Here is a 25,365-nt window from a genome sequence, read left to right as displayed (position 1 = left end):
AGACGCGGAAGCCGAATACCCAGATTCAACCTGCAGACTCTCATTATGAATGAGGGACCAGCAGGGGGCAGGTCAACATCCATGTCTCGATCAGAATACCACAGGCAGTCCTGGCAGCAGTATCGAGCGCGCAAACAGCGTGTGACGATCATGCTGTCCCCAAGTGGATACCGCGCCCTCAAGGCGCGCGCGGGGCGTTTGCGAAAACCAGGCGAACAGCTTTGGCTGGAGGCACAGGCCTACCGCGAAGATCGGTACTTGCCGCCCGAGGCCGTGGCCAAGCGGATCGACGGGCTTCTTGCCATCATGTTGCGGCTCTATGATTTGCTGACCGCAATGCGGTAAAGTCCGCTGGGGCGCACGCGTGTCTTGCCCGAGACGCTGGAGCGGTTGCACCAGATGCGGGCGGGCCTTGATCACTTTCTGACCCCGTTCCGGCGATGATCCTCAGATCGCTTGGTCACAAAACGCGCTCCTTCGGCAAGCTCGTGGCCTATGTGGCGCGCGGCGCTGAGGCGGGCAGAGCTGAAGGGCAGGGCGCGTGAGATAGCCCGTGCCGTAGTTTCAGCCGCAACCTCATAGGGGACATCGGTGATCTGGACGTGGTGACGCGGGCCTTTGAAGACAACGCCCGGTTTTTGCGTCCGCGACAGGGGAGCAACTGGTGCTATCATGATATCATTGCACTTCCAAAGGTGGTGAAGGAAAAAACCAAGACAGAGGGCGAGGCGGTGCTGTTTGAGTTGGCCGAGGCCTATGTGGCCAAGCGTGCACCGCGCCAGCTTGTTTGGGGGCGGGTGCATTGGGAGACCGAGCATCCGCGTTTGCATTTGGTGATATCGGCCAATGAGGTGCGATCGCCGCGCCGGGTGCGGGTGCCAAAGGCAAAATTCACCAAACTGGTGGAGAAGCTGGAGGCGTTCAAATGCACCCGCTGGCCGGATTTGCCGGAAAAGCTTTGGCAGCACCGCAAGCGCGACAACCGGCAGCGCTGCACCCACGCCGAGGAGCAGGTGACACGCCGCACCGGGCCGAATTTCTGAACCCAGCGATAGATGGTCGACCGGTCAACGGTGACATCGCGCTCTGCCAGGAGATCAACCACATCCTGATAGGATAGTGGGTTAACGCAGGTACCAACGCACAGCACACAAGATGATTTCACGCGGAAAGCGATGATGCTTGAACGGGGATTTGCGCGGCAAGTCCAACCTCAAAAGCGTGAAACAGGCCAGACCAACCGATTAATGCAATATTCCCATCTAAAGTCAGTTCCATCGCTTACTGCGGGATCATTCCCGGTAACCAAAGTACGATCTGTGGCAGTACAATACAAAGTACCAAGCCAAAAACCTGCAAGCCAACAAACGGCAGGATCGAACGGTAGATGGTCCCGATGCTGATCTGACCTTTCGTGATACCCTTCAGGTAGAAAAGCGCATAGCCAAAGGGCGGCGTCAGGAAGCTGGTTTGAAGATTGATCGCAACCAGAATAGCGAACCAAACCATCAGCGGCTGACCGGACAGGCCGTTTCCAAATTCCAGCACTTCCACAACCGGGACAACCAATGGCAGGATCACAAAGCTGATCTCAACCCATTCCAGGAAGAACCCGAGAACAAAGATCAGACCCATTAGCAGGATCAGCAGGCCGTAAGGGCTAAGGCCCGTGCCGGTGATCAGATCTTCGATCATGCTGTCGCCACCAAGACGCTTGAAGACCACAGAAAAACAAGTCGCCCCGATCACAACAAAGAGGATCATCGCTGAGGTGTCAGACGTGCTTCTGACGACGGAACGCAGGTTCTTGAGGGTCAGCTCGCGCGCGAAAGCAGCCAAAAGCAAGCTGCCTATCGCGCCAATCGCGGCGGCTTCTGTTGGCGTTGCAATACCCAGCATGATGGAACCCAGAACGGCAGCGATCAGGAACACCGGACCCAACAGGTCACGCATCAACGCAAATATAAGCGGTGTCCGATCTGCGTCTTCATCGTTTATATCTGCGGGTGGAGCCCACTCGGGCTTAATGGCCGCAGTCGTGTAGATGTACACCACATAGAGACCGCCCAGCATCAATCCCGGGATGAAGGCCGCTTTGAACAATGCGCCTACAGAGATTTCGAGAATGGACCCCATAATCACAAGCATGATCGATGGTGGAATCAGGATTCCCAAGGTGCCAGATGCAGCGATCACGCCGCAGGCCATTTCAGGCTTGTAGCCTTGTTTCAGCATCACCGGCAGCGACAACAAACCGAGCATCACAACGGACGCACCGATAATGCCTGTAGATGCAGCCATGACCACACCAAGGATCGCCACAGAGATCGCCAAACCTCCAGGCGTTTTGCCAAATAGTCTTTGCAGCGTCAGCAGTAGGTTCTTTGCCACTCCGGATTTTTCCAACGCCAGCCCCATGAAGACAAAGAGCGGGATCGCAAGGAACAGCCAGTTCTCGATGACGCCCCCAAAAATCCGCGAACCGACAGTGCCCAGGAAGGCGAATGGAATGCCGCCAATAATGGCAAAGAGGATTCCAAGACCACCGAGGATAAAGGCCACCGGATAGCCAGAGAAGATCCCTGTCAGCAAAGAGAGCACCATAATGATCGCCATATGGTACTCGGAAATGAACTCAATCATGCGAGAACTCCGGGAATTTCTTCGGCCTCGGAAGGCTTGTAGTGAGTGTCGGGGTCCAGAACGACCGCGAGTTTCTGGAAGATTTGCCCAATCGCGCCGATCGCAAGGAACACGAGCCCGATGGGCAGCATTGCTTTGATCAGGTACCGATCGGTCAGGCCACCATAGGTGGATTCCTCACCTGAGAAATAGGCAATCTTGACAAAGTGTTGCGACAGCCACGCAATGACAAGGCAGAACGGGATCAAGAAAATCAGGTGCCCGGTGATATCCACGATCGCTTTCGCGCGCGGACTAAGGTTGTGATACAAAAGGTCCACACGGACATGGGTGTCTTTGTGCAGCGCATAAGTGCTGCCAAACAGGGTAAGAACCCCAAAAAAATGCCATTGCAGCTCTGTGACAGAGTTGATGGTGATGGCTTTGCCAAACAGAAGAACCTTGTCTTCCCAGTGCGCAATTTCATTCGCGCCAATGGCATTCATAATGACTGTGGTCAGAACGGTCAGCATCACCGCCAAGACTAGCCAACTTGTGATCCGGCCCACATAGAGCCCTAGCCCGACCAATGGTCGGGCTAGGTTCGAACAGAGGACCGCACCGCGCACGTTCAATGGCGCAGTACCGGTTTGTTCCATTCTTATTCTCCGTGCTTCAGGCTTTGCAGGTGATCCCAGTCGTTAAACATCGCTTCATGCGCTGCCAGGGATTCAAATGCTTCTTTCAGCAGTGGCTTGTCCGCAAATTCTTCTGCGCGAACTTCAGCCCATGCAGCGCTCAGCTCAGCCAGAACGCTGTCTGGGAAGCGGTGGAATTGAACGCCCTCGGCACGGAATTTTTCCATCGCAGCTGCTTGCAGCGGCATATGGTCGGACAGTGCACGTTGAATATTTGCACGGCATGCAACTTCAACAGTGCGCTTGTGGCTGTCAGACAAACCGTCCCAGGTCGCTTTGTTGAACATCAGGGTGTCCCAGTTTGCGCGCTGGTGCCAGCCTGGGAAGTGGTAGTGATCTACAACTTCATTGAAGCCCATGGAGATGTCGATCATTGGTGTAGCGAATTCTGCCGCGTCAACACGACCACGCTCCAGAGCAAGATAAATCTCGCCACCTGGGATCAGCTGAGTGGATGCACCCAATTTGTTCAGAACTTTCGCACCGAAGCCCGCGATACGGATGGACAGACCGTCAAAATCTTCTGGGCCAGTGATCTCTTTGGAATACCAACCACCGGTTTCCGGTGGGGAGATCATGCAAGGTACAGCGTGAATGTTATAGGGTTCATAGGCTTTGTTCAGGATTTCCTTACCGCCACCATCGAACACCCAAGAGTTCATTACGGTTTCGTTTGGACCAAATGGCAGGCCGCCGAAGACGGAAACCACAGGAACTGTACCAGACCAGTAACCGACCCAGTCAAATCCGACTTCAACCGCGCCGGAAGAAACAGCGTTGAATGTTTCCAGTGGTGGAACAAGGTCGCCTGGATTGTGGACTTTCATGTCCAGCTCACCGTCGGTCATTGTGCGGATGTCGTCAGTCACGCGCAGCAGAGCTTGGCCCAAATAGTTGCTTGTGCCGAAAACACTTGCAACGTCGATTTTAGTCGTACCCGCAGATACAGAAGTGGACAAGGCCACGGTTGCGGCACCCATCAGAGTGGTCAGCGACATCAGCTTGCTTCTATTAGTTTCAGACATTTTTGCCCTCCATTGTCATTCACTTACTTTCCTCCCCAAAAAGTCGCAGCTCCTTTGAACTGACCCCTCAAGGGCTTCTTTTGACGATCAGGTACAGATCATTTTCTGTGATCTGAGATCGCAAATCAAATATAGCCCACCTGACGGAAGTTCGATCAACCATTTTGATTTGTTCTATATGCTGCCGTCAGAAGTTGACTTGGTCGCCTCCCTTCAGCTGCAGCATTTCTCGGGCTTCTGCTGGCGTCGCCAGTTCAAGCCCCTGCGCCTCCAGAATGGTGCGCATGGTACGGACCTGCTCGGCACTGCTTTTCGCAAGTTTACCGGGACCAGCCCAAAGGGAATCTTCCAGACCAACGCGGACGTTGCCACCCAGAGCGGCGGCAATTGTGCCGACGCGGATCTGGTGACGACCAGTGCCGATCACGGACCATTCGTATTGATCCCCGAACAGGCGGTCCGCTGTACGGCGCATATGGATGATGTCTTCTTCATGGTTGCCAATACCGCCCAGGATACCGAACACGGATTGCACGAAGAACGGTGGTTTCACCAGGCCACGATCCGCCAGATGCGCCAGTGTGTAGAGGTGCCCAATGTCATAGCATTCAATCTCAAAACGGGTACCGTTGGCCGCACATTCGGTCAGGATAAATTCCATGTCCGCAAAGGTGTTGCGGAAGAAACGGTGCTTGGAACCTTCAAGATAGTCGCGCTCCCATTCATGCTTGAGATCAGGATAGCGGTCGAGCATTGGGAACAGGCCGAAGTTCATGGTCCCCATGTTCAGAGAGGCAACTTCTGGTTTGAACACAATCGCAGGCTGCGCGCGTTCTTCAACTGTCATCGTCTGAGACCCGCCAGTTGTCAGGTTCAGAACCGCATCAGTGGCTTGCTTGATGGTACCGAGGAACGGCTCATACGCTTCAACACTCTGGTCCGGTTCGCCATTTTCTGGGTTCCGGGCGTGCAGGTGCACAATCGCCGCGCCCGCTTCGGCAGCTTCAATCGCAGCGGTTGCAATCTCGGGTCCCGTGACCGGCAGGTACGGAGACATGGACGGTGTGTGGATTGATCCGGTAACCGCGCATGTGATAATGACTTTGTTATTCTTGCTCATTCTTCCGAGCCCTTTCCTGCGGAACGAGGCGCCGTGTAAGCACCCTGTTTTTTCAGATATGCAGCCAAAGCCGCGAGGCGATCATCGCGCCAAACGCTTTTTTGCGTCACAAATTCCTGTGTCGGGGCCGCGCCCCAGCTGTTAGCCACGCGCTGACAATTTTCTTCGCCCCAAATCTCAGCCTCAACCGGGGTATTGGACAGACCAAACAACATTTCGCTGTAGCGGTTGCAATAATCGGCGATGCCCTGAGGCGCGTTCAATTCAATGGTTTCCATTGGCCCCATGAAGGACCAGCGGCGCCCAAGACCGTGCTTGATGGTTTTATCCAGATCTTCGGCAGAGACATAGCCCTCGCCGACAAGGCGGAAGGCCTCGGCCAGCAACACCGCCTGCATCCGGTTCAGGACGAAGCCGTTTATCTCTTTCTTGATCTCAACGGTTTCCTGCCCCACCGACTGATAGATTTCAGTCGCGCGGCGGATCACATCCCGATCAGTCCAGGGCGCGCCGCAGATTTCCACAACGGGAATAACATGCGGCGGGTTTACGGGATGACCAATCACACAACGTGCTCGGCCCGGGAGATCCTCGGTAAACCGCGACGCCACCAGCGCTGACGCGGAGGACGCGATGATACAATGAGCAGGAGCCAGAGAGTCCAAACGCTCAAACAGCGCTGTTTTGATTTCAATACGTTCAGGTGCGTTTTCCTGAATGAAATCAACATCGCCCACAGCATCTTCAAGCGAAGACGCCGCACGGACTCGTCCTGCTCCGGCCTCAGGGTCTTGCACAAGACCATGTTCTGTCAATTCAAAAAGCGAGTCCCGCACAAGGGCCGGCGCCGCCGCCAAGGCCTCTGGATTTTCATCCCACAAAGCCACGTCCCAGCCCGCGCGGGCAAAGACGTTGGCCCAGGCGCGACCGATCAGGCCAATGCCAACGATCGCTACTTTGGAAGGGGACGGCGTCATCTCAGTCATCTGTGCTTACCACTCAACCGAGATGTATTTTTGTTCCATGTATTCCAGCATACCGTGGTGCGCGCCTTCACGGCCCAGACCACTTTGCTTGACCCCACCAAATGGCGCAGCTGGATCAGACACGAGACCACGGTTCAGCGCGATCATGCCTGCTTCGATGGCTTCTGAAACCCGCATGCCGCGGCTAAGGTCTTTGGTATAGACGTAAGCAACCAAGCCATATTCCGTATCGTTGGCGGCTGCGATGCCTTCTGCTTCTGTGTCAAAGGAGACTATTGGTACAATTGGGCCAAAGATTTCGTCGTTCATCATTTCTGCATCGGCAGAGACATTGGACAGAACGGTAGGCGGGAAGAAGCAGCCGTCGCGTTCAAGCGGCTTACCGCCGGTCAGAACCTTCGCGCCGCGTTTCACCGAGTCTTCGACCAATCCGTTCACACGTTCAACGGCGTCAGCGTTGATCAGTGGGCCACATTGCGTGCTTTCCAGCACTCCGTCATCCACGGTCAGGGCCGCCATACGTTCGGTCAGGCGTTTTGCGAATTCGTCATGAACGCCTTTCTGAACATAGATGCGATTTGCAGCTGTGCAGGCCTCGCCACCGTTGCGCATTTTCGCGATCATCACACCGTCGAGCGCCTTGTCGATGTCGGCATCGTCAAAGACCACAAACGGAGCGTTGCCGCCCAGTTCCATGGATGATTTCATTACGGTTTCAGCCGCCTTCTTCAGAAGGATACGGCCAACCGCAGTCGACCCTGTGAAGGAAATCTTGCGCACACGAGCGTCATCCATGATTGCGCTCACAACCTTGCTGGTTTGCGTGGTGGTGATCACGTTCACGACGCCTTTCGGTACGCCAGCTTCTTCCAGAAGCGCCGCAACTGCATAGGCCGTCAATGGTGTTTCGGTCGCTGGCTTGAGGATACAGGTACAACCCGCCGCCAATGCGGGACCGATCTTGCGGGTCGCCATCGCGGCAGGGAAGTTCCATGGTGTCACAAGAAGCGCGATCCCAACGGGTTGGTTTTGAACAACAATGCGTGCACCTGTTACTGGGGCCGTGCTGATTTCGCCAATGTTGCGCACCGCTTCTTCTGCATACCAGCGGAAGAATTCTGCAGCGTAAGACACTTCGCCACGTGCATCGATCAACGCCTTGCCATTTTCCAAAGAAATCAGACGCGCGAGGGATTCAGCATCGCGCAACATCAGATCGTAGCAACGACGCAGAATGTCCGAACGCGCGCGGGCGGTTGTGTTTTTCCAGGCGCCCGCTGCTGCATCCGCCGCGTTCACAGCCGCAATACCATCTTCGATGGTGGCATCAGCAACATCCGCCAATTTCGCATTATCAGAAGGGTTCAGGACGTCGATACGATCTCCGGCTGAACCTTCAATCCATTCGCCACCAATGAATAGGTTTGTCGGGAGATTTGCGGATTCAAACGGCATTTGCGAGTTCCTGTTCAGTCTTTCCGTGGAAAGCAGAGTTCACCAGTGTGGTGATGCTTTCGATATCGAGTTTACGAGGGTTGTTATTGATCAGACGGGCTGCGGACATAGATTGCGAGGCCACCCAGTCCAGGCGGTCTTCTTCCAGTCCCAGATCTGCCAGCGTTTCTGGAATGCGAACTTCAGCAAACAGCGCGCGGACGCGCTCGATTGCTTCTTCGGCCAAGACTTTGACGTCTTTGCTCTCAGAACCCATCGCGCGGGAAATTTCAGCGTATTCTGTTTCGCGACCATCCGCGTTGAAGCGCATAACGTATGGCATCAGGGAGGCCACACCCAAGCCGTGCGCAGTCTTGGTAATCGCGCCAACCGGATATTGGATTGCATGGGCGGCAGCGGTGCCCGCAGCGCCAAAGGCCATACCCGCAAGCAATGCACCCATCATCAAGCGGCTGCGCGCTTCGAGGTTGCTACCGTTTTCAACAGCTTCAACCAAAGAGGCGCTGATTTCAGTGATGGCACTCAGTGCAAACTGGTCACTCAGAAGGTTTTTACCAACGAATACGCGCTCATAGCCAATATCTGGTGTCGCTTCATGATTGATTGCTGTGAAGGCTTCGATCGCATGGGTCAGCGCATCTGCACCGGCCACCGCTGTCAGGCCCGGAGGGCAGGTCAGCGTCAATTCAGGGTCACAGATCGCGACTTTCGGGATCATATATGGGCTGGACACACCCACCTTCAGATCGCGCGCGTTGTCCGCGACAACCGCAACCGGGGTCACTTCGGAACCGGTGCCGGATGTGGTTGGGATCGCAATCACCGGAATGATCGGACCCGGCACGTTGAACTCACCGTAGTAGTCAGACAGATCGCCGCCATGGGTCATCAGCAAAGAGATAAATTTCGCCATATCTAGGCAACTGCCACCCCCCACACCGATCACACTGTCAGGGCGATAATCTGCATAGGCTTTCTGGCATTCAACGATGCCATCAATCGGCAATTCTGGCTGCGTGCCAGAGAACACTTTCACCGCAACACCCGCTGTCTCCAGTGAAGTCAACATCTCTTGCATTTCCGCGCAATCGGCAAAACGCTCGTCGGTGCAGATCAGTGTTGAGGTACCAAATTCAGCCGCAACGCGACCCAATGCCTGGCGTTGGCCAGAGCCAAACAGAACCGCATCGGGGGCGCGCATGATACCAAATGAAGTGTTCATTTCTTTCGTCTTCCCTTTGATCTGAAACCCCTTGGTCTCAGTGCATTTTCGTTCCAGCGTGGCCGCTACCGGCCGCCGCTTACATCCAGAATGGCGTCATTTACGTAGGAAGCCTCGTCTGACATCAGCCAGACAATCGCATCCGCAACCTCGCTGGCGGTGCCGAAACGGCCCATTGGTACGGTGTGCAGCAGACCTTTGATACGGTCCGGATTGCCAAGCGAGGCATGAATATCAGTTTCAATCATGCCCGGGCGAATGGCGTTCACGCGAATGCCATCACCACCCACCTCATGGGCGAGCCCCTTGTTCAGGACTTCGACCGCAGCTTTTGAGGCAGCGTAGTCAACCTGGGTATTCGGACCACCCAAACGCGCTGCAACAGAAGAAAGGTTCACAATCGAACCACCTTGCCCGCCCTTGGAGACCGCCATACGCTTCACCGCTTCACGAGCACACATGAAAGCGCCCAGAATATTTACATCAAACACACGGCGCATACGTTCGGCGGTCATGTCTTCGACCTTGCTGACCAGATCCACAACGCCCGCGTTGTTCACCAAAGCATCCAGACGTCCAAATTCCGCGTCAATCGCCTGGAACATTGCCAAAACGTCTTCTTCGCGGGCTACATCACCCCGAACAACAATCGCGTTCTGGCCGTGATCACGTACTTGCTGAGCGACGGAGTCCGCAGCCGCTTTGTTGCCTGCATAGTTAATCGCCACGTCGTAACCTTTTGCAGCGGCTGTGATCGCCGTAGCGGCACCAATTCCGCGGCTGCTGCCTGTGATCAGGACAACCTTGGCTTCACCCTTTCGAGGGATTGGTGTTTCGTTTGTCATTTCTTCCTCCTCAGAAGTGCAGTGGGGGCTCAGCAACATCGCTGGCAGTCTCTGCCTGATGTTACGCCCAGCGTCTGCACCGGGTCAATTTACGATATCCGATCCGATCGGATTTGACCTGAACACCGAATAAAAGTAAATTTTGATTCGGTCAAGAAATTTCGAAAATCAAAGAATTGAGGCCCGCGCGAGATGGCAAAACATGCAAAGCTACGACAAGTCGGAAAGTCTAAGCCCCTGGCTGATCAGGTATATGATCGCCTTTTAAACCTGATCACTTCTCCTGAAATGCCTGCCGGAAGCCGTCTGTCCGTCGATGCGTTGGTTCGAGAACTAAATGTCTCGCAGACCCCGATTCGTCAGGCTTTAGTGAAATTGCAAACGCAGGGCTTGGTGGTTCGAGAAGTCAATGTTGGTTACAGTACCCCCCCCCTACCTGATGCTAGCGAGATGGCCGAAATCTTCGATTTTCGCTTGATGATTGAGCCTCTGGCAGCAGCAAGAGCTGCTGAAGTCGCAACTAAACAAGAATTGGAAATAATGGAGAAACTGTTATTAGATATGGAGTTGATTTCGGAGCGTGGCAGCCTCGGGAATTACGGAAAGTTTGCTCAAAAAGATGACAAATTTCACAATCAAATTCTGAGCATTTCAGGCAATCGAATAGCAAAAAACGCAATTCAAAGGTTAACAGTCCACAATCACTTGTTCCGGCTACACTTTCATAAATCGGTAGCAGATCAAGCAAACGAAGAACACCGAGAGATACTACAGGCCATCAAAAACCGACGTCCTAGTGCAGCAAAGAAAGCGATGCAAAGCCATATAGTTGCTTCTCGCAACAGATTGGAGCCACATTTTTAAGCAATGCATTCAGCTCAATTTGCAACTAAAACAAGGGGACTGTTTCGTTAATCGCAATTCTTGTGGACGTTGCGATTTTTGAGGTCGAGCATGCCGCGCAAATCACCGTTCCAGCATCACCGCTTTCCACGTGAGATCATCCTGCGTGCCGTACGCTGGTATCTGCGATATCCACTGTCTTACCAAGATGTCGTCGATCTGCTGGAAGAGCGCGACATCACGGTTGATCGCTCTACGGTGTATCGCTGGGTCCGGAACTGATCAAGCGAACCGAGAAGCATCTGCGCCGGGCAAGCGTCGATTGGCATGTCGATGAGACCTACATCCGCGTCGACGGCAAATGGCGCTATCCGTGGAGGGCTGTCGATGCAAACGGTCAGATGATCGACTTCCGCCTGACTGCGCGGCGAGATGCCAAGGCAGCCAGGGCCTTTCTCAACAAAGCGATTGAGCGTGTAAGACTCCATCGCCCGGTCACCATCTTCACAGAAAAAGCTCCGACCTATCGACGTGTGATCCGCGAGATCAATTGTCGATACGACCCACATTTTGACAGCATCCGGCACATCGACAAGACGTGGCGCAACAACCTCATCGAAAGCGATCACGCGGCCATGAAACGGATCCTTGGATACCGTCAGAGCTTTCGATCGTTGCGATCGGCCAAGGCGACCCTCAGCGGCATCAAGACAATCCGCACTATCAAACGCGGGCACATCTATCACAAGAAACCAGGCGTCAAAGGCGAGATCGAATTCATTCGCGGGCTGTTCGAAAACGCTGCGTGACCCTGCCACCCTTCCGGGCTACCGCGCGCTAGCGGGAATAATGCAACAGTCCCCTTTCATGAATTCAATGATAACGAGGATACAGCTACCACTGGGTTGAGATTTTCGGAGAATGTTCGGGCCTCATCTTGCGCTGTGGTTTCCGATGCTTAGAATGCCATACTATATGCATATTTCGTTTACGCGACGACCGTTGAAAGACAACAGATATTGGAGTTTATGAGTTATGGTGCGACTGCATCCAGAATTTCTTTTAGATGGAAGCAAGCCTCGGTTTACTTCGCGACCTGAGGTCACCACTTTGGCCGACGGCACTTTTGCTATTACTTACCTAAACTCGACACTTCATCACTATTATTACACTTACAAGGTCGCAGTCAGATACGTTGACGAGCACGGTAACCGAGTAGGAACTCCCGAAAGGATTCTCGGCCCTAACTTAACTGATTCCGGCGCATACGAGATTGGGGCAATCGGAGCGGAAGGATTCTTTGTAGGAGCACGCGTTTTTGACGGATTCGTTAATTTTGACGACTACATATGGATCTACCCAACGGGCATCGGTGGCACGGTGGTTCCGTTAGAATACGAAACTCACATTCAGGGCCGCGGACCGCATGAGTTCCCAGATTTTGTCACAGCACCCAATGGGGATATCGTTTTTCTCCAATGGGTCGAAGGGCAACCTGGCAGCGACGCAGAGTTCATTTTGAACCGGTTTGACACGTCCGGAGCGCTCAGCAGCGTGACGGTTCCTACCAACACGACGGTCAGTTACAGATATGCGAACGCTGCTTTAACCACCCTATCCGACGGGTCATTCCTTATCACTTGGCAATCCCATGACCCAAGCGGGACTGAGCTTGGCATTTACGCGATGAACGTCGGAGTTGACGGCATTCCCCTCGGAGATGCTTCCCGCGTTGTCGCCCCGCCCAGTACATCCGATACTTCGACATCTTTACAGGAGATTTTGGCGCTGCCAGGGGGCGGCTCAGTGCTTTTTTACAATTCCTATTCAAGATCCTCCGGGGAAGAAGGGATCTATGGCCAAAATGTCGACGACACCGGTAGCCCCGTCGGCGATCCTTTCAAGATTTCTTTGGACGAAATCGGCGGTGAAATGGAAGTGGCACTGCTGCCAAACGGACAATTTGTCGTTGTATGGACCGAAGACGAATTGGATGGCGATGAGTATGGAGTTTTTGGGCGAATCTTCGATCAGACAGGAGAGCCAGACGGAGAGGTTTTTCAGGTCAACACAATTGTTGCGGGGGACCAGAGAAGCCCAAGCGTCGCTGCAAATGAAGACGGGTCATTTCTTGTAACGTGGCACTCCAGCCGCAATGGATACTCAACCAACGCATATGCGCGGTTTTTCGATGAAAACACGATTTTGTCAGGACCTGGTGACGAACTTCTTATCGGGCAAGACGCATCGGATGTGCTCTACGGATTTGCCGGCGATGACACACTCGACGGTCAAGACGGCGACGACAAGTTGAACGGCGGGCCAGGGCGTGATGAAATTGACGGCGGCGCAGGGGATGATCTGCTTTTTGGGTTGACCGGCAATGACGTCATCTTTGGAAATGATGGCTCAGATTCCATTTATTCTGGCGATGGCAACGACACGGTCGATGGCGGAGCAGGTGATGACTATCTGCAGGTCGGTAAAGGTCGGAACATCGTATTTGGTCAGTCTGGCGACGACACTCTGGTTGGACGAACGGGATTTGATGTTTTGTTGGGCGGCGAAGGGGCCGACTTTTTGACTGGCGGAAATCGATCGTCGGATCGTCTCTTTGGAGGGGCGGGCAATGATACGTTAGAAGGCGGAGGCGGGAGCTGGTACGGTGGTTTTGACCGGCTCCATGGCGGTGACGGCGACGATTTGCTCAGAAGCTCTTATGGCAACAATTCCATTCAAGGCGCTAACGGATCAGACACTTTGATTGGCGGGCAAGGCGATGACACGCTCTTGGGCGGAATTGGAGAAGACTGGCTGAGTTACGAAGACAGCTATGCTGCCGTACAGGTGGATTTGAGTGATCAAACACAAAATGGCGGTTGGGCTGAAAACGACGTGATCGCGAACATCGAAATTGTGTCTGCGACAAGATTTGATGATGCACTGACGGGCAATGAATTCAGAAATGTGTTCTATGGCGATGAAGGCAGCGACACTCTTATCGGGCTTGGCGGTACGGATAAACTCAATGGAGGTTCGGGCGACGACAGGCTGTTCGGCGGCAACGGCAACGACAGGCTGATTGGCGGCACTGGAAACGACAGTATGACCGGCGGCGCAGGCGCGGACACTTTTGTCTTTGCCGCCGGGGACGGCGCGGACCAGATCACCGATTTCGCCGCCGCCGAGGATGTCTTGCACTTTTCCGCAGGCACCACCGTGACGGTCACGGACAACGGCACGGACACCACGATCAGCTATGGAAGCGATAGTGTTGTGCTCGAAGGCGTGGTGCTGGCGCAGGGCGACATTACGTTTGAGTTTGTTTGATGAAAGATCAAGGCAAGAGGAAAATCCATCTTGATGGGCGTTGTTGTGGAGCTCTGCCCGATTGAATTCAAATAGCGAATCCAATCGGGCAGACGGGTAGCACGAGCGTGCCCGTTACCGCAGGGAGAACTGGTCCATCTACAATGCCCCGCTGCGCAATCGCGGCAGGCCGCGAAAGCAGGCCTGAGCTAAGTGTGCTACGAGCATCTGGATGCCTAGGTAAGATCCGTACAGGGATAAGCCTCCCGGATGATTTAGTTGGCTTTCGCCCGCTCTCGTATCGCCTGGATCAGTTCGCGGGCGGTACGGAATACGGCAAGGATCGTCACGGCCTCGGCGCTGACCTCATAGACGATCAGATAGGGCAATCCCGATACGCTCAGCTCCCGCGTTTCGGGGTGACGTTCTGGACGCCCGAGGGACGGAAACTGCGGCAGCTTGTACGCGGCGGTGATGATTCCGCGATAGGCCCCCTCGGCCGCCGCAGGATTGTCTAACGCGATGTAGTCCACGATCCCTTCCAGATCGTGGGCAGCTGGTTCGGCAATGACGAGGTGCTTCAACGCGACCAGCCGTGCTTTCTGGCGATCCCGGCAAAGACCTCATCAGCAGGAACGACCTTGCCCTCACGCGCGGCAGCGATGCCGGTGGTGATCCGTTCCATCTGCCAGGCATTGGCTTCGTGATACTGCTCGATGGCCTGGTTGACGATGTAGTTGCGGGACCGATCCATCGCGGCTGCCAGAGCGTCGATCTCGGACACCTTGGCAGTGCGGATGGTGATAGGTTCGGATGTGGCACGCTGCGGCATGGTGTGCTTCGTTGCAATCACCTGTAATCATAAGGCGGATCATCCCCATTTCCAAGCGCTGCCGCGCGGGAGGTCCAAGAAGGCGCAGCGCCTCCGGCCCAACGGCAATTAGCGGAGCGGCTCGCAGAGAATTGCCTAGTGGGTTGTCATTTGAAATGACAATTCTCCCCAGCCTCCCTACGCTGCCCCTATGTTCAAGGCAGCTATCCGCGTCAACAAGATGACCACCATCGCCCGGCTTCGCGGGGCGTCCCTCCATGCGCAGCGTCACGACGAGACCGGCAAGGCCCGTGTCCGTGAGGATGCAGAACCCGGCTTCGGCCTCGCCTGGTCAAAGGCAGAGGACGACCGCGATTATCTCGCCGCTTTTAACGCGCACAAAGCGGGACTGTTGCATTATTCCTGCTAGCGCGCGGTAGCCCGGGAGGGTGGCAGGGTCACGCAGCGTTTTCGAACAACCCGCGAATGAATTCGATCTCGCCTTTGACGCCTGGTTTCTTGTGATAGATGTGCCCACGTTTGATAGTGCGGATTGTCTTGATGCCACTGAGGGTCGCCTTGGCCGATCGCAAGGATTGAAAGCGCTGCCGGTATCCGAGTAGCCGCTTCATGGCCGCGTGATCGTTCTCGATAGGCTGTTTCGCCACTTTCGATCGATATGTCGGATGCTGTCAAAAAGAGGATCATACTGATGATTGATCTCTCGAATGACGCGTCGATAACTGTGCGTCTTGTCCGTTACGATTGTAGCTGGTCGGTGCAATCGCACAGGCTCGATGGTCTTGTTGAGAAAGGCCCTTGCAGCCTTGGCATCGCGTCGCCCGGTGAGGCGGAAATCGACCATCTGGCCGTTGGCATCGATGGCACGCCAGAGGTAGCCCTACTTGACCCGCGCAAAGCTGATACCGTGCTCGGCCAAAGCCGTTTCGACAAGCCGGTGATACACACATGTGGCTTCAAAAATCACCCGCCCTAGCCCGGCGGAAAACTGGTCGAAAAACCTGGACGACCTCTATGATCCCCTTCAGAATCCACGCCAAATGTAGGGGTAATGGCGCGAAGCATCACACAATGCGCGCCAGGGCCAAACTTCAATGCCGATTGTCACCGCGCTGGCGACGACCGAGTATGGCGATCGGGTACAAAGGGCTGTTTACCCGTACCGGCGCAGGTCAGAGTGGAAGTAGGAAATATGGTTGTGGATGGCGTCGCGAATTTCAGCCGCCTTGCGCTCGCGGATCAGGTCCAGAAGCGCCCGGTGTTCCTTCAAACCATTCGGCCCGCGTGATTTCGGCAAGAGCTTGTAGAGCCCGCGCTGCATCGTCATCCCGATGCGTATGCCGGGCATCATCGTGGCATACAGCGCGATCCCGACCCGATTATGCGACGCAGCCACGATGGCTTCGTGAAAGGCCAGGTCTTCGTCCACGGTGCCCAGGGCATCTTCGTCCTCGCGCGCCATCTGGTTCAGGGCGCTTTCCAGCCGCTTCATATCTTCCGGCCGCCAGCGTTCCGCCGCGAGCACCGCCATCTCGCCCTCTATCAACATGCGCATCTGCTGGCATTCCAGAACATCAGCCATGGATTCGACGACAATGCCGGGTACTGACGGCGATGGGCCGGGTCCGCCCTTAGGCCGTTCCAGGACAAAGGCGCCGGAGCCGCGGATCGTCTCGATGATCCCCTCGTCGCGCAGACGCGAGATCGCTTTGCGGACCACGGTACGCGAAACGTCGATCTTGCGACACAGGTCTTGCTCGGAGGGAAGTCTCAGGCCCACGGAGTATTCGCCGGTCTCGATGCGGCTGAGGATGTCGTGATAGGCCGCATCCGTGAGTTTCGAGCTTCTGGCCACGCGCCGCTTCCTGCCCTTTTCCAGTTCAATTGCCGCAGTTTGCATGAATAGCACCTAAAGGAACAGAAGGGAAAGCGCTGGCAGGAAGGTGACGAGAGCCATCGAGATGAACATCGCGATCATAAAGGGCAGCACCTTGCGGATCACGGCCTCGACCGGGGCCTTGGCGATGGAGCTTGCGATAAAGAGGTTTATGCCGACCGGGGGCGTGCAGAAGCCGATGGCGAGGTTGCAGGTCATGATGATGCCGAAGTGTACCGGGTCAACGCCCGCAGACTTTGCGATCGGCAGCAGGATCGGCGCCAGGATTATGATCGCCGCCACGGGCTCGAGAAACATGCCCGCCACCAGCAACACCAGGTTGAGCAACAGCAGGATGGCAATCGGGTTCGTGGTGGCCCCTGTAATCAGCTCGGCCATATCGGCCGGCACGCTCTCGATGGTCAGGAACCGGCCGAAGGCAAAGGCCATCGCGACCATGATCATGATCGTCGCCGTGGTCCGCCCGCTGCGCACCAAGATACCCGGCAAATCGACTAACCCCATCTCGCGGTAGATCACGAGACTGACGAACAGCGCATAGACCACCGCCACACCTGCGGCCTCGGTGGGGGTGAAAATGCCGCCGTAGATGCCGCCAAGGATGATGACGGGGACGAACAGCGCCCAGATGCCGCCTCGTTTTCCGCGGATCGGTGCGCCATCGGTCTGGTCTTCGTCCGTTACGACTGGCTCGGTCACATTTTCAGAGACCACTATGCGGGCCACGACCATGAAACCTATGCCGAACAGAATGCCTGGCACGATCCCCGCGATAAAGAGCGACCCGAGCGAAACATTTGCCACGACACCGTAGATGATCAGTGGAATCGACGGCGGGATCATGACCCCAAGCATGCCTGATGCCGCGGTCAGCGCAGCAGAGAAGTCGCGCCGGTATCCGTGTTTCTCCATCTCGGGGATCAGGTTGGAGCCGATGGCCGCGACGGTGGCAGGGGACGACCCCGAGATCGCGGCAAAGAACATCGACGCAAGCACGTTTACATAAGCCAGACCCGCGCGCATCCGCCCGACGACCCGCGCCGCCATGCCAACGATCCGCTCTGATAGCCCGCCGGCGAGCATGATCTCTCCGGCAAGAATGAACATTGGCACCGCGACAAGCGGAAAGTTGTCGGACCCCACGATGGCGTTCTTGATCAGCAGGGAGGCGGGCGGCGTGCCCGGCACGAATTCCATCACCAGAAGCGTGGCCGCGCCGATGGCGACACCGACCGGGACGGAAAACAGGATTAATGCGAAGAAGCAGAAGAAAAGGAAAGCAGTCGCCATGATCAAACCTCGCCATGCGCAATGGTGTCGCGATCGCCTGGGTGCGCGAACAGGTGTTGCAGCAGCCGGATCGCCGACAGAAAACTGCCAAATGGCAAGGTGGCATAAAGCCATGTCAGGCTGACCTTGGTGTCGCTGAACGGCCAGTGCAGAACAACCGAGCTTTGCCGCGCCACGATGGGCGACGTGGCCTGTTGCACGCCCAGCCAGCCGATCCAGAGGAAGAAAGCGATCATCGCACCGCAGATGATCTTTTCCAGCCAGTGCCGCGCCCGGGACGAGAGCCGATCGGACAACATGGTGATGCGGATGTGATCGCCAGAGCGAAAGGCATAAGCAATACCGACCCAGATCGTCCAGATGAAGAGCCAGCGCACCAGTTCCTCGGACCAGACCAGCGAGTTCTCGAACACGTAGCGCATGATCACCTGCACAAAGATCAGGGCGGCCATGAGCGCCATACAGCACGCCAGGATCGTCCGTTCGAAGTTGGCCTCAAACCATTTCAGTGCACGCATCGTTTCCTCCCAGATCTTTGCGATGGGCAAGAGGCGGCCCGAAGGCCGCCCCGTCTTCAGGCTTTATTGCGTTTCGGAAACGGCAGCGGTGAGCGCTTGATAGGCGTCTGCGCCGACCAGTTCCTCGAACCGGCCCGACAGCGCGCCGAGAGTCTCACGGAAAACCGCGACCTCTGCATCGGACAGCGCATTCACTTTCACGCCGGCCTCTTCGATCACGTCGAGATTGCGGGCTTCATCCGCATCAATGATGTCGAGCTCGGTTTGCAATGCCCGGGCCAGCGCCTCGCGCAGCTGGGTTTGCAGCTCCTCCGGCATGTCTTCGTAGGCGCCCTGATTCATCACCACGATGTAGGCGCTGTAGACGTGGTTGGTCAGGGAAACGTAATCCTGCACTTCGTACATCTTGTTGTTGACGATGTTGGTCAGCGGGTTTTCTTGCCCGTCGACCACGTTCTGTTGCAGCGCCGAATACAGCTCAGAGAACGCCATCGGCGTCGGGTTGGCGCCGAGATGGCCGAAGGCTTCGATATGGGCCTCCACCGCCATCGTGCGCAGCTTGATGCCTTGCAGGTCCTCGGGCTTGGAAATTGGGTGCAGGTTATTCGTCACGTGCCGGAAGCCGTTTTCGAACCAACCCACCGTGGTGAGGCCAAGGTCGTTCAGCTTGGGCTCCAGGAAATCTCCATAAGCGCCGCCCAGAACTGAAAGCGCAACGTCGCGGTTGGGAAAGACGTAAGGAATCTCGGGCGCGGCAAAGGCCGGGTCCCAGGCCGATAGCTTGGACACGGTGGGGACCGCGATGTCGATCGTGCCTTCCTGCGCCAGTTCCACCAGCTCGCGGTCGTTGCCCATCTGGCCGCCGCCGAAGATCGTTACCTCGATCTGACCGTCGGTGGATTCGGCGATATCCTCGGCAAAAGCCTCCAGTGCCAGATGCACCGGGTTTTCGGCACCAATGGCGGCGTGGCCGAGCTTGAGCTCATAGTCTGCGGCCATCACGGACGTGGAGCCGAGCAAAAGCACCGCGAGGGCGGAAAGGGTCTTGGTCATGTCATTCTCCTCCGGACATGGGTTCAGCTGTCGGCGCGGAAGGCCTCTAGCTTTTCGAAATCAAGGGTGATGCCGTGGCCCGGCACGTCGCCTGCGCGGGCGCGACCTTCGGTAAAGGTGAGCGGGTTGTGCATGAAACGCTCCAACCCGAAACCGTGGATCTCGAGGAAGCTGGCGTTGGGGATCGCCGCCAGAAGGTGCAGGTGCAGGTCATGCACCCCGTGCGAGGTCACTTGCAGGTTGTGGGCCTCAGCCAGCCGCGCGATCTTCATCCAGGGCGTGATGCCGCCGCAGGTGGCCACGTCGGGCTCGATGAAGGTCGCAGCGCCGGCCGAAATCATTTGGCGGAACTCGAATAGGCTGTGCAGGTTCTCTCCGGCGGCAATCGGCATCCCGCCTTCGGCTTGGATGCGGGCATAGCCCTGATAATCGTCGGGATCGGTCGGCTCTTCCAACCAGGTCACGTTCAGCTCGGCCAGTTGACGCGCGGCAATGATCGCCTTGTCAACGCTCCAGCCCATGTTGGCGTCAACCATCAATGGAATGTCGTCGCCGATCAGTTCGCGCATGGCCGCAACCCGCTGAATGTCTTCGGATACGTTGTCCCGTCCGACTTTCATCTTGATGGCGCGCAAGCCCGAGGCGAGGTTCTGGCGCGTCTGCTCCAGAAGATCCGGGAGCGGAAGATACAAATCAATACCCCCAGCGTAGGCGACAACATTGGGGTTGTGACCGCCCAAGAGCTTCCAAAGAGGCATCTGCGCCTTGTGCGCCTTGAGATCCCAAAGTGCAGTGTCGATTGCAGCAATGGCGAAAGAGACCAGCCCGCTGCGCCCCACGAAATGCAGGCGCCACCACATTTGCTGCCAAAGGGCCTCGATACAGTCGGCATCCTTGCCTATCAGAAGCGATTCCAGCTCTCTGGCCAGCGCTGCGACCGCCCCGCTGCCGGCATTGACCGTGTAAGTATAGCCGAGCCCGGTGCGCCCCTCATGGTCGGTGATCCGCACGGCGACGAAACCGAAATCACGCATTTCACCATGTTTCGCATCGGTAAGAACCCGTGGAAGCGGAATCTTGTAGTGATCTATGGATACCTTTTCGATTGGCATCGAATCCTCCATTGGTATTTGGAGGTACTTACTATGCTTGCCTGACAGGTAAATCAAGCGGCAATGAAATTAATTAGTATCTTTATGGGATTTGGACGGAGGCTCTGGCAACCTGTTTGAGGTCTCGTGGCTGTCCAAGTGTTTACGATGGGCGTTCCATCCATCATGACCCGGCTGAAAGGTCATAGCTTCCCACGCGTCATCGTCGCCTATGCAGTCCGGCTCTATCACCGCTTCGCCCTCAGCACGGCTGATGTCGAAGATTTGCTCGCAGAACGAGGTGTGACGTGAGCCGGGATGCGCTGGACGTACCCCGCGCATCATCAGCGCAAGGCAACGGCCGCGCGACGTTTCCAAAAGCGACGGATCGTCCGGTTCGGCGCGCGGCCGATCATTGGACGGACAAGTTGCGCAGCTATTTCAGGCCTATTCGCCAGGCCAGGGCCGATGCCTTTGACCTCTGAAAAACCTATGCAGCGGAAATGGCCGTTCGAGAACCCGGGGGAATTCTTCTCAGGCACGCGACACCAAGTTGGCAAGGCCCTGCATCGTTCTCAGCGCCCCTCCCAGCCAGGGAAGTTTAACCGGAAACTCCAACATCAAACGGCCCGGTTAGCGGCAGAGCATCTTGCGATACCCCCCTAACCGGGCCGTTACAAGTCCAGAACGCCATTTCTAGGAGACGGGCACAGACACGACCAATGCCCCCCGGTCCGTCAGATCGAAGGTGCCATCCCCCCGGTCGGTGCCGTCCAGCCAGAGCGGCCTGCCCTCGACCGGCGCGCCATCAATGGAGATCCGGCAGGTCTGCGGGCGGTTTGTGGGGTTGATGCACCAGACATATCTGGCGTTATCCGAACAGTGTAGCCGCGTGATCACGGCGCTGTTGGTACAGGTGACATTGGCTGTAACCCCTGCCCAATCGCAGACGAAATCCCACCAGCCGGGGGCACCTGAACCGCCCGTTTCTCTGGCCTGGAAATCCGCCGCCGACAGATGCGATCCCACCAAAAGCGTGCGACCCGCCCCATGTGTATTGGCCACGATGGCGGCTTTGCCATCGGGAAAACGCGCCAGAACTTCGGCCTCGGGCGCATCATAGGCTTGCCGAAACCCGCCACAGGTCATGCGCGTGCCATTCAACTCGAAATGCGCGTGATCGGCAATGTCGGGCATGAACTCCACCTCAACCTCGCGCGCGCCGAACATCTGATCCAGACCGAAGTTCGGTTGATGCACGCCCACCCGACCATGATCGCCGAAATAGGCCGGGCAAGCCTCGGAAATCAGGGTGCCACCCGCAGCGACCCAATCGCGAATGCGCTCGGCCACAGCGCGAGGCCACATAACGGGGTATGGCGCATAGATCACGTCGTACCCGTCCATGTCATCGGGATGCACCCAGTCCGGCTGCAAACCAGCGTCCATGAACCCGCGATAGGCGCCCCACATTGCCTCTTGAAAGGTCTTGAACTGACCCTCGGCCGACAACAGGCTGTCAAACATCTGTGTCTCATCTGCGAACAGCAGGCCGACCTCGCCGCGCATTGGTTTTGCGGCCATTGCATCGGCTTGTTCTGGGGCGTTTGTCCATTGCGCAATGCTGGCGGCCATGTCGGACCGTTCGGTCCGGCTGCCGTCCATGCCATAGCTGCCGAACGCCCCGAACAACGGCCCATCCAGAAGCGGGCGATACCGCAGGTTCATCATCCCCCGTGCCCCAGCGGCGAAAGAGGCCAATGACCACAGGCGAATATCAGAAGGTTCCGCAACGCGGGCATCGTCTTTGTCACGGCCCATGACCTGCGGCTGCATCCAAAGCGGCCCGCCCTGACGCTCGGCATGCCAGAACGGTTTGCCCCGTGACGCGCCACGGATCAAATCCCCGGCAAAGAAGTTGCGCCAGGCCTGATTGCCCTTGCGCGCCGCAATCCATGTGTAGCCGTAGATATCCACCTGACTGGCGGCGCGCCAATCGTCACAGCCATGCCGACCCAGCGCAGTCACAGCCCCGGCAATCCCGTGCGAGATGATCTTGGCATGCGGATCGACGGCGCGGATCGTGGCGATCTTGTCCTCTACATGACCATAGAAGTTGTCCCGACGAAACCGCAGCCAATCGTAGCATTCGGCATAGGGCTGGACCTGCCGTGGCGGCATGATGTCGTCCCATTCGGCATAGGAATAGCGGTGCCAGACCTCGGCCAGGGCATCGAGGGATCCGTATTTCTCTTGCAGCCAGACACGGAATGCCGCGGCAGTGGCGTCCGAGAAATCGAAATCCGGCTGATAGTTGACTTCATTGTTCACGTCATAGCCGTAGAGCCCGGGATGATCCTTGTACCGGGTGGCCAGGGTCGTAAGGAACTCCATCACCGCTTCATGCACTTCGGGTGCATTCAGCGTAAGCGCGCCCGCCCCGCCCAGGCCCTGCCCGAAACCGCCCACCGCCACCGACGGGCTGAGGGTCGAGGCCATGTATTTACCGTCAATGCTGACCTGGCGGTGCTGCGCATATTTGCGTTGCAGCCAATCCGGCGCGGCCATGGTGAATTCGGCGATCACCGTCGCCATGTTGTTTTCTGCCGCCAGATCCAGCTGGCGGTCGCAATCGTCCCAGTCAAAGACGCCAGGCTTGCGCTCGATCGCGGACCACATGAACCAGTGGCGAAAGGTGTTCAACCCATCCTGTGACGCAATACCATAGTCGCGCGACCAGTCTTCGCGCGGCGGATTGGATTTGCGGAAATAGACGGCTCCGAACGGGATTTGCGGTGTCTTGGCGGTCATCTTCTATCCTTGGTTTGGGCAAAGGGTTCCCCAGCGGTGCGGCCAAAGCGCCGAACCGAGAGCGAGCCCCCCGCCGTTTCGTTGTGTTGTCAGCCGCGCCCGGACAGCGCGTGCAGCGTTCGGATCATTCCCGAATGGTCAAGATCGCCATCGCCACGCCCGACGGCTGCGTTCATCATGCCCTGCACATTCGCGGTGTTGGGCAGCATCAGATCCAGTGCCTTGGCCGCTTCAACGGCAAGCGTCATGTCCTTGCGGTGCAGCCGAATGCGGAAACCCGGATCGAATGTCTGGTTGATCATGCGTTCGCCGTGCACTTGCAGGATCGTGCTGTCGGCAAAACCGCCCAACAGCGCGGCGCGCACCTTGGCTGCATCCGCCCCCGCCGCTTCGGCCAGGGTCAGCGCCTCGGCCACCGCCTGAATGTTCAGGCCAACAATGATTTGATTGCAGACCTTGGCGGTCTGCCCATCACCGGCCGGGCCCACATGGGTGATGCGTTTGCCCAGCGTTTCCAGAATGGGCATCGCGCGGTCCATCGCGGCGTCAGATCCGCCGCACATGATCGACAGGCTGGCGGTCTCGGCCCCCTTTTGACCGCCGGAAACTGGCGCATCCACCCATAGACCACCTGCCACCTCAACTCTTTCGGCAAAACCCACCGTTGCAACGGGCGAGATGGAGCTCATGTCGATCACAAGCGCGCCCTGCGACAGCGCCGCAACCACGCCATTTGCGCCAAACAGCACCTCTTCGACGTGTTCGGTTTCCGGCAGCATCAATATCACGACCTCTGCTTCGCGGGCGGCATCAGCGGCGTTTGCCGCCTCACGCGCGCCCGCGTCGATCAGAAAACGCGATGCTTCCTTGACCCGCGACACCGCGACCTCATGACCCGCATCAATCAAGTGTTTCGCCATGGGCCGTCCCATGACCCCAAGGCCGATAAATCCGATCTTCACGCTGTTGCTCCTGTCATGTCGTTGATCCATCCCAGTCCCTCGGTCGTGCCGGACCGTGGCGCATATTCGCAGCCCACCCAGCCGTCGTAGCCAAGCGCATCCAGCCGTTGAAACAGGAAGGGATGATTGATTTCGCCCGTGCCAGGTTCGTGGCGGCCGGGGGTGTCGGCGATTTGGACGTGGGCGATGCGCGGTTGCAGTCGCTCAAACGTCGGAATCAGATCACCCTGCATGATCTGCATGTGAAAGAAGTCGTATTGCAGCCACAGGTTCGAACTGCCGACGGCGGCGGCGATCCGTTCCCATTGGTCAGTGGTTGAAATCGCAAAACCCGGAATGGTGCGGGTGTTCACCGGCTCGACCAACAGGCGAATGCCAGCCTCGGCAAGATGATCAGCGGCAAATTTCAGGTTCTCGACCAATACCGCTTCGCAGGCGGCCACTGCCCCGGCAGGCACGATACCAGACAAACAATTTATCTGTGTACAGCCAATGGCGCGGCCATAGGTGATGGCGCGGGCGACGCCCGCTTGGAACTCTTCTTCGCGCCCCGGCAGCGCGGCAATGCCACGTTCACCCCCGGCCCAATCACCCGACGGCAGATTGAACAGCGCCTGATGCAAACCGTTGTCAGCCAGCGCCTTGGCCACGGCATCCGGGTTTTCATCGTAAGGACCAAGGTATTCGACGGCCTTGAAACCATCATCGGCAGCCGCGCCAAAACGGTCAAGAAAGCCATGTTCACTGTAGAGCATGGAAAGATTGGCGGAAAATCTGGGCATAATA

25 protein-coding genes and 3 pseudogenes are annotated in these 25,365 nt (G+C 56.9%); 8 read left to right on the top strand and 20 right to left on the bottom strand.

What is annotated here, in order from left to right; all coding sequences use genetic code 11:
* Positions 1-81: 81 nt before the first annotated feature.
* Together Q4577_RS20350 and Q4577_RS20345 are read left to right on the top strand one after the other, a co-directional pair.
* Positions 82-345 (top strand): hypothetical protein, encoded by a 264-nt coding sequence (locus Q4577_RS20350; RefSeq protein ID WP_303472361.1) that lies wholly within the window; start codon positions 82-84, stop codon positions 343-345.
* Positions 346-695: 350 nt separating this feature from the next.
* Positions 696-1,043, top strand: coding sequence for a hypothetical protein (locus Q4577_RS20345; RefSeq protein ID WP_303567646.1), 348 nt, complete (start codon positions 696-698; stop codon positions 1,041-1,043).
* Here the strand turns inward: Q4577_RS20345 and Q4577_RS20340 are convergent.
* From Q4577_RS20340 to Q4577_RS20300, 9 genes and pseudogenes are all read right to left on the bottom strand, one after another.
* A pseudogene (locus Q4577_RS20340) lies at positions 1,028-1,205 on the bottom strand (IS6 family transposase); the annotation flags it as partial. The gene Q4577_RS20345 and the pseudogene Q4577_RS20340 sit on opposite strands and share 16 nt — an antisense overlap.
* A 76-nt stretch (positions 1,206-1,281) precedes the next feature.
* A complete protein-coding gene (locus Q4577_RS20335; RefSeq protein WP_303472359.1) occupies positions 1,282-2,643 on the bottom strand; it encodes a TRAP transporter large permease subunit in 1,362 nt (453 codons plus the stop codon).
* Positions 2,640-3,281, bottom strand: a complete 642-nt coding sequence (locus Q4577_RS20330; RefSeq protein WP_303472357.1) for a TRAP transporter small permease subunit — start codon at positions 3,279-3,281, stop codon at positions 2,640-2,642. The genes Q4577_RS20335 and Q4577_RS20330 overlap by 4 nt, the downstream gene beginning before the upstream one ends.
* Positions 3,282-3,283: 2 nt before the next feature.
* Entirely contained in the window at positions 3,284-4,345 is a 1,062-nt protein-coding gene (locus Q4577_RS20325) for a TRAP transporter substrate-binding protein (RefSeq protein ID WP_303472355.1), read from the bottom strand.
* 187 nt (positions 4,346-4,532) lie between these two features.
* The gene (locus Q4577_RS20320) at positions 4,533-5,465 is read right to left on the bottom strand and encodes a 3-keto-5-aminohexanoate cleavage protein (RefSeq protein WP_303472353.1); all 933 of its coding nucleotides are present in this window, start codon (positions 5,463-5,465) and stop codon (positions 4,533-4,535) included.
* Positions 5,462-6,451 carry a 3-hydroxyacyl-CoA dehydrogenase gene (locus Q4577_RS20315; RefSeq protein WP_303472351.1) on the bottom strand — a complete coding sequence of 330 codons (990 nt, stop codon included), beginning with the start codon at positions 6,449-6,451 and terminating at the stop codon, positions 5,462-5,464. The genes Q4577_RS20320 and Q4577_RS20315 overlap by 4 nt, the downstream gene beginning before the upstream one ends.
* A 6-nt stretch (positions 6,452-6,457) precedes the next feature.
* Positions 6,458-7,906 (bottom strand): NAD-dependent succinate-semialdehyde dehydrogenase, encoded by a 1,449-nt coding sequence (locus Q4577_RS20310; protein WP_303472349.1) that lies wholly within the window; start codon positions 7,904-7,906, stop codon positions 6,458-6,460.
* Positions 7,896-9,128, bottom strand: a complete 1,233-nt coding sequence (locus Q4577_RS20305) for an iron-containing alcohol dehydrogenase (protein WP_303472347.1) — start codon at positions 9,126-9,128, stop codon at positions 7,896-7,898. The genes Q4577_RS20310 and Q4577_RS20305 overlap by 11 nt, the downstream gene beginning before the upstream one ends.
* A 65-nt stretch (positions 9,129-9,193) precedes the next feature.
* A complete protein-coding gene (locus Q4577_RS20300; protein WP_368397947.1) occupies positions 9,194-9,973 on the bottom strand; it encodes a glucose 1-dehydrogenase in 780 nt (259 codons plus the stop codon).
* Between the two features lie 192 nt (positions 9,974-10,165).
* Between Q4577_RS20300 and Q4577_RS20295 the strand changes: the two genes are divergently transcribed.
* The 4 genes from Q4577_RS20295 to Q4577_RS20280 all read left to right on the top strand — a co-directional run bounded on the left by Q4577_RS20295 (position 10,166) and on the right by Q4577_RS20280 (position 14,146).
* Complete coding sequence (locus tag Q4577_RS20295) at positions 10,166-10,837, top strand: GntR family transcriptional regulator (protein WP_303472343.1); 672 nt, start codon at positions 10,166-10,168, stop codon at positions 10,835-10,837.
* Positions 10,838-10,927: 90 nt separating this feature from the next.
* Positions 10,928-11,098, top strand: a complete 171-nt coding sequence (locus Q4577_RS20290; RefSeq protein WP_303472341.1) for a hypothetical protein — start codon at positions 10,928-10,930, stop codon at positions 11,096-11,098.
* Positions 11,083-11,625: an IS6 family transposase gene (locus Q4577_RS20285; protein ID WP_336623651.1), complete on the top strand. Its 543-nt coding sequence runs from the start codon at positions 11,083-11,085 to the stop codon at positions 11,623-11,625. The genes Q4577_RS20290 and Q4577_RS20285 overlap by 16 nt, the downstream gene beginning before the upstream one ends.
* A gap of 226 nt (positions 11,626-11,851) precedes the next feature.
* Positions 11,852-14,146, top strand: a complete 2,295-nt coding sequence (locus tag Q4577_RS20280; RefSeq protein ID WP_303472339.1) for a calcium-binding protein — start codon at positions 11,852-11,854, stop codon at positions 14,144-14,146.
* 254 nt (positions 14,147-14,400) lie between these two features.
* On the opposite strand, the gene Q4577_RS20275 is transcribed toward Q4577_RS20280, so the two are convergent.
* On the bottom strand, positions 14,401-14,709 hold the full coding sequence (locus Q4577_RS20275; RefSeq protein WP_303472337.1) for a type II toxin-antitoxin system RelE/ParE family toxin: 309 nt from the start codon (positions 14,707-14,709) through the stop codon (positions 14,401-14,403).
* Positions 14,706-14,957 carry a CopG family ribbon-helix-helix protein gene (locus Q4577_RS20270; RefSeq protein ID WP_303472335.1) on the bottom strand — a complete coding sequence of 84 codons (252 nt, stop codon included), beginning with the start codon at positions 14,955-14,957 and terminating at the stop codon, positions 14,706-14,708. Before Q4577_RS20270 ends, Q4577_RS20275 begins: the two co-directional genes overlap by 4 nt.
* Before the next feature lie 190 nt (positions 14,958-15,147).
* Between Q4577_RS20270 and Q4577_RS20265 the strand changes: the two genes are divergently transcribed.
* Positions 15,148-15,366: a hypothetical protein gene (locus Q4577_RS20265; protein WP_303472333.1), complete on the top strand. Its 219-nt coding sequence runs from the start codon at positions 15,148-15,150 to the stop codon at positions 15,364-15,366.
* 28 nt (positions 15,367-15,394) lie between these two features.
* Here Q4577_RS20265 and Q4577_RS20260 read toward each other — a convergent pair.
* From Q4577_RS20260 to Q4577_RS20235, 6 genes and pseudogenes are all read right to left on the bottom strand, one after another.
* Positions 15,395-15,801: pseudogene (locus Q4577_RS20260) on the bottom strand (DDE-type integrase/transposase/recombinase).
* Between the two features lie 309 nt (positions 15,802-16,110).
* Positions 16,111-16,857 carry a FadR/GntR family transcriptional regulator gene (locus Q4577_RS20255; protein WP_303472331.1) on the bottom strand — a complete coding sequence of 249 codons (747 nt, stop codon included), beginning with the start codon at positions 16,855-16,857 and terminating at the stop codon, positions 16,111-16,113.
* Between the two features lie 9 nt (positions 16,858-16,866).
* Entirely contained in the window at positions 16,867-18,144 is a 1,278-nt protein-coding gene (locus Q4577_RS20250) for a TRAP transporter large permease (RefSeq protein ID WP_303472329.1), read from the bottom strand.
* Positions 18,145-18,146: 2 nt separating this feature from the next.
* Positions 18,147-18,662: a TRAP transporter small permease gene (locus Q4577_RS20245; RefSeq protein WP_303472328.1), complete on the bottom strand. Its 516-nt coding sequence runs from the start codon at positions 18,660-18,662 to the stop codon at positions 18,147-18,149.
* 63 nt (positions 18,663-18,725) lie between these two features.
* Positions 18,726-19,715, bottom strand: a complete 990-nt coding sequence (locus Q4577_RS20240; protein WP_303472327.1) for a TRAP transporter substrate-binding protein — start codon at positions 19,713-19,715, stop codon at positions 18,726-18,728.
* 23 nt (positions 19,716-19,738) lie between these two features.
* A complete protein-coding gene (locus Q4577_RS20235) occupies positions 19,739-20,827 on the bottom strand; it encodes a mandelate racemase/muconate lactonizing enzyme family protein (RefSeq protein WP_303472326.1) in 1,089 nt (362 codons plus the stop codon).
* A gap of 147 nt (positions 20,828-20,974) precedes the next feature.
* Here Q4577_RS20235 and Q4577_RS20230 point away from each other — a divergent pair.
* A pseudogene (locus tag Q4577_RS20230) lies at positions 20,975-21,112 on the top strand (IS6 family transposase); the annotation flags it as partial.
* 390 nt (positions 21,113-21,502) lie between these two features.
* On the opposite strand, the gene Q4577_RS20225 reads toward Q4577_RS20230, so the two are convergent.
* From Q4577_RS20225 to otnI, 3 genes are all read right to left on the bottom strand, one after another.
* Positions 21,503-23,617, bottom strand: a complete 2,115-nt coding sequence (locus tag Q4577_RS20225; RefSeq protein ID WP_303472325.1) for a beta-galactosidase — start codon at positions 23,615-23,617, stop codon at positions 21,503-21,505.
* 89 nt (positions 23,618-23,706) lie between these two features.
* Positions 23,707-24,579: a 2-hydroxy-3-oxopropionate reductase gene (locus tag Q4577_RS20220; RefSeq protein WP_303472323.1), complete on the bottom strand. Its 873-nt coding sequence runs from the start codon at positions 24,577-24,579 to the stop codon at positions 23,707-23,709.
* Complete coding sequence (gene otnI, locus Q4577_RS20215) at positions 24,576-25,361, bottom strand: 2-oxo-tetronate isomerase (protein ID WP_303472320.1); 786 nt, start codon at positions 25,359-25,361, stop codon at positions 24,576-24,578. The genes Q4577_RS20220 and otnI overlap by 4 nt, the downstream gene beginning before the upstream one ends.
* Between the last annotated feature and the right edge of the window lie 4 nt (positions 25,362-25,365).

The organism is Marinovum sp. 2_MG-2023, assembly GCF_030548265.1.
Classification (GTDB): domain Bacteria; phylum Pseudomonadota; class Alphaproteobacteria; order Rhodobacterales; family Rhodobacteraceae; genus Marinovum.
This window is presented reverse-complemented; position numbering and strand designations above follow the sequence as displayed.

Coding starts and splice junctions, on each gene's coding strand:
- Q4577_RS20350 (WP_303472361.1), top strand. CDS start 82: ATGTCTCGATCAGAATACCACAGGCAGTCCTGGCAGCAGTATCGAGCG.
- Q4577_RS20335 (WP_303472359.1), bottom strand. CDS start 2,643: ATGATTGAGTTCATTTCCGAGTACCATATGGCGATCATTATGGTGCTC.
- Q4577_RS20330 (WP_303472357.1), bottom strand. CDS start 3,281: ATGGAACAAACCGGTACTGCGCCATTGAACGTGCGCGGTGCGGTCCTC.
- Q4577_RS20325 (WP_303472355.1), bottom strand. CDS start 4,345: ATGTCTGAAACTAATAGAAGCAAGCTGATGTCGCTGACCACTCTGATG.
- Q4577_RS20320 (WP_303472353.1), bottom strand. CDS start 5,465: ATGAGCAAGAATAACAAAGTCATTATCACATGCGCGGTTACCGGATCA.
- Q4577_RS20315 (WP_303472351.1), bottom strand. CDS start 6,451: ATGACTGAGATGACGCCGTCCCCTTCCAAAGTAGCGATCGTTGGCATT.
- Q4577_RS20310 (WP_303472349.1), bottom strand. CDS start 7,906: ATGCCGTTTGAATCCGCAAATCTCCCGACAAACCTATTCATTGGTGGC.
- Q4577_RS20305 (WP_303472347.1), bottom strand. CDS start 9,128: ATGAACACTTCATTTGGTATCATGCGCGCCCCCGATGCGGTTCTGTTT.
- Q4577_RS20300 (WP_368397947.1), bottom strand. CDS start 9,973: ATGACAAACGAAACACCAATCCCTCGAAAGGGTGAAGCCAAGGTTGTC.
- Q4577_RS20295 (WP_303472343.1), top strand. CDS start 10,166: ATGGCAAAACATGCAAAGCTACGACAAGTCGGAAAGTCTAAGCCCCTG.
- Q4577_RS20290 (WP_303472341.1), top strand. CDS start 10,928: ATGCCGCGCAAATCACCGTTCCAGCATCACCGCTTTCCACGTGAGATC.
- Q4577_RS20280 (WP_303472339.1), top strand. CDS start 11,852: ATGGTGCGACTGCATCCAGAATTTCTTTTAGATGGAAGCAAGCCTCGG.
- Q4577_RS20270 (WP_303472335.1), bottom strand. CDS start 14,957: ATGCCGCAGCGTGCCACATCCGAACCTATCACCATCCGCACTGCCAAG.
- Q4577_RS20265 (WP_303472333.1), top strand. CDS start 15,148: ATGTTCAAGGCAGCTATCCGCGTCAACAAGATGACCACCATCGCCCGG.
- Q4577_RS20255 (WP_303472331.1), bottom strand. CDS start 16,857: ATGCAAACTGCGGCAATTGAACTGGAAAAGGGCAGGAAGCGGCGCGTG.
- Q4577_RS20250 (WP_303472329.1), bottom strand. CDS start 18,144: ATGGCGACTGCTTTCCTTTTCTTCTGCTTCTTCGCATTAATCCTGTTT.
- Q4577_RS20245 (WP_303472328.1), bottom strand. CDS start 18,662: ATGCGTGCACTGAAATGGTTTGAGGCCAACTTCGAACGGACGATCCTG.
- Q4577_RS20240 (WP_303472327.1), bottom strand. CDS start 19,715: ATGACCAAGACCCTTTCCGCCCTCGCGGTGCTTTTGCTCGGCTCCACG.
- Q4577_RS20235 (WP_303472326.1), bottom strand. CDS start 20,827: ATGCCAATCGAAAAGGTATCCATAGATCACTACAAGATTCCGCTTCCA.
- Q4577_RS20225 (WP_303472325.1), bottom strand. CDS start 23,617: ATGACCGCCAAGACACCGCAAATCCCGTTCGGAGCCGTCTATTTCCGC.
- otnI (WP_303472320.1), bottom strand. CDS start 25,361: ATGCCCAGATTTTCCGCCAATCTTTCCATGCTCTACAGTGAACATGGC.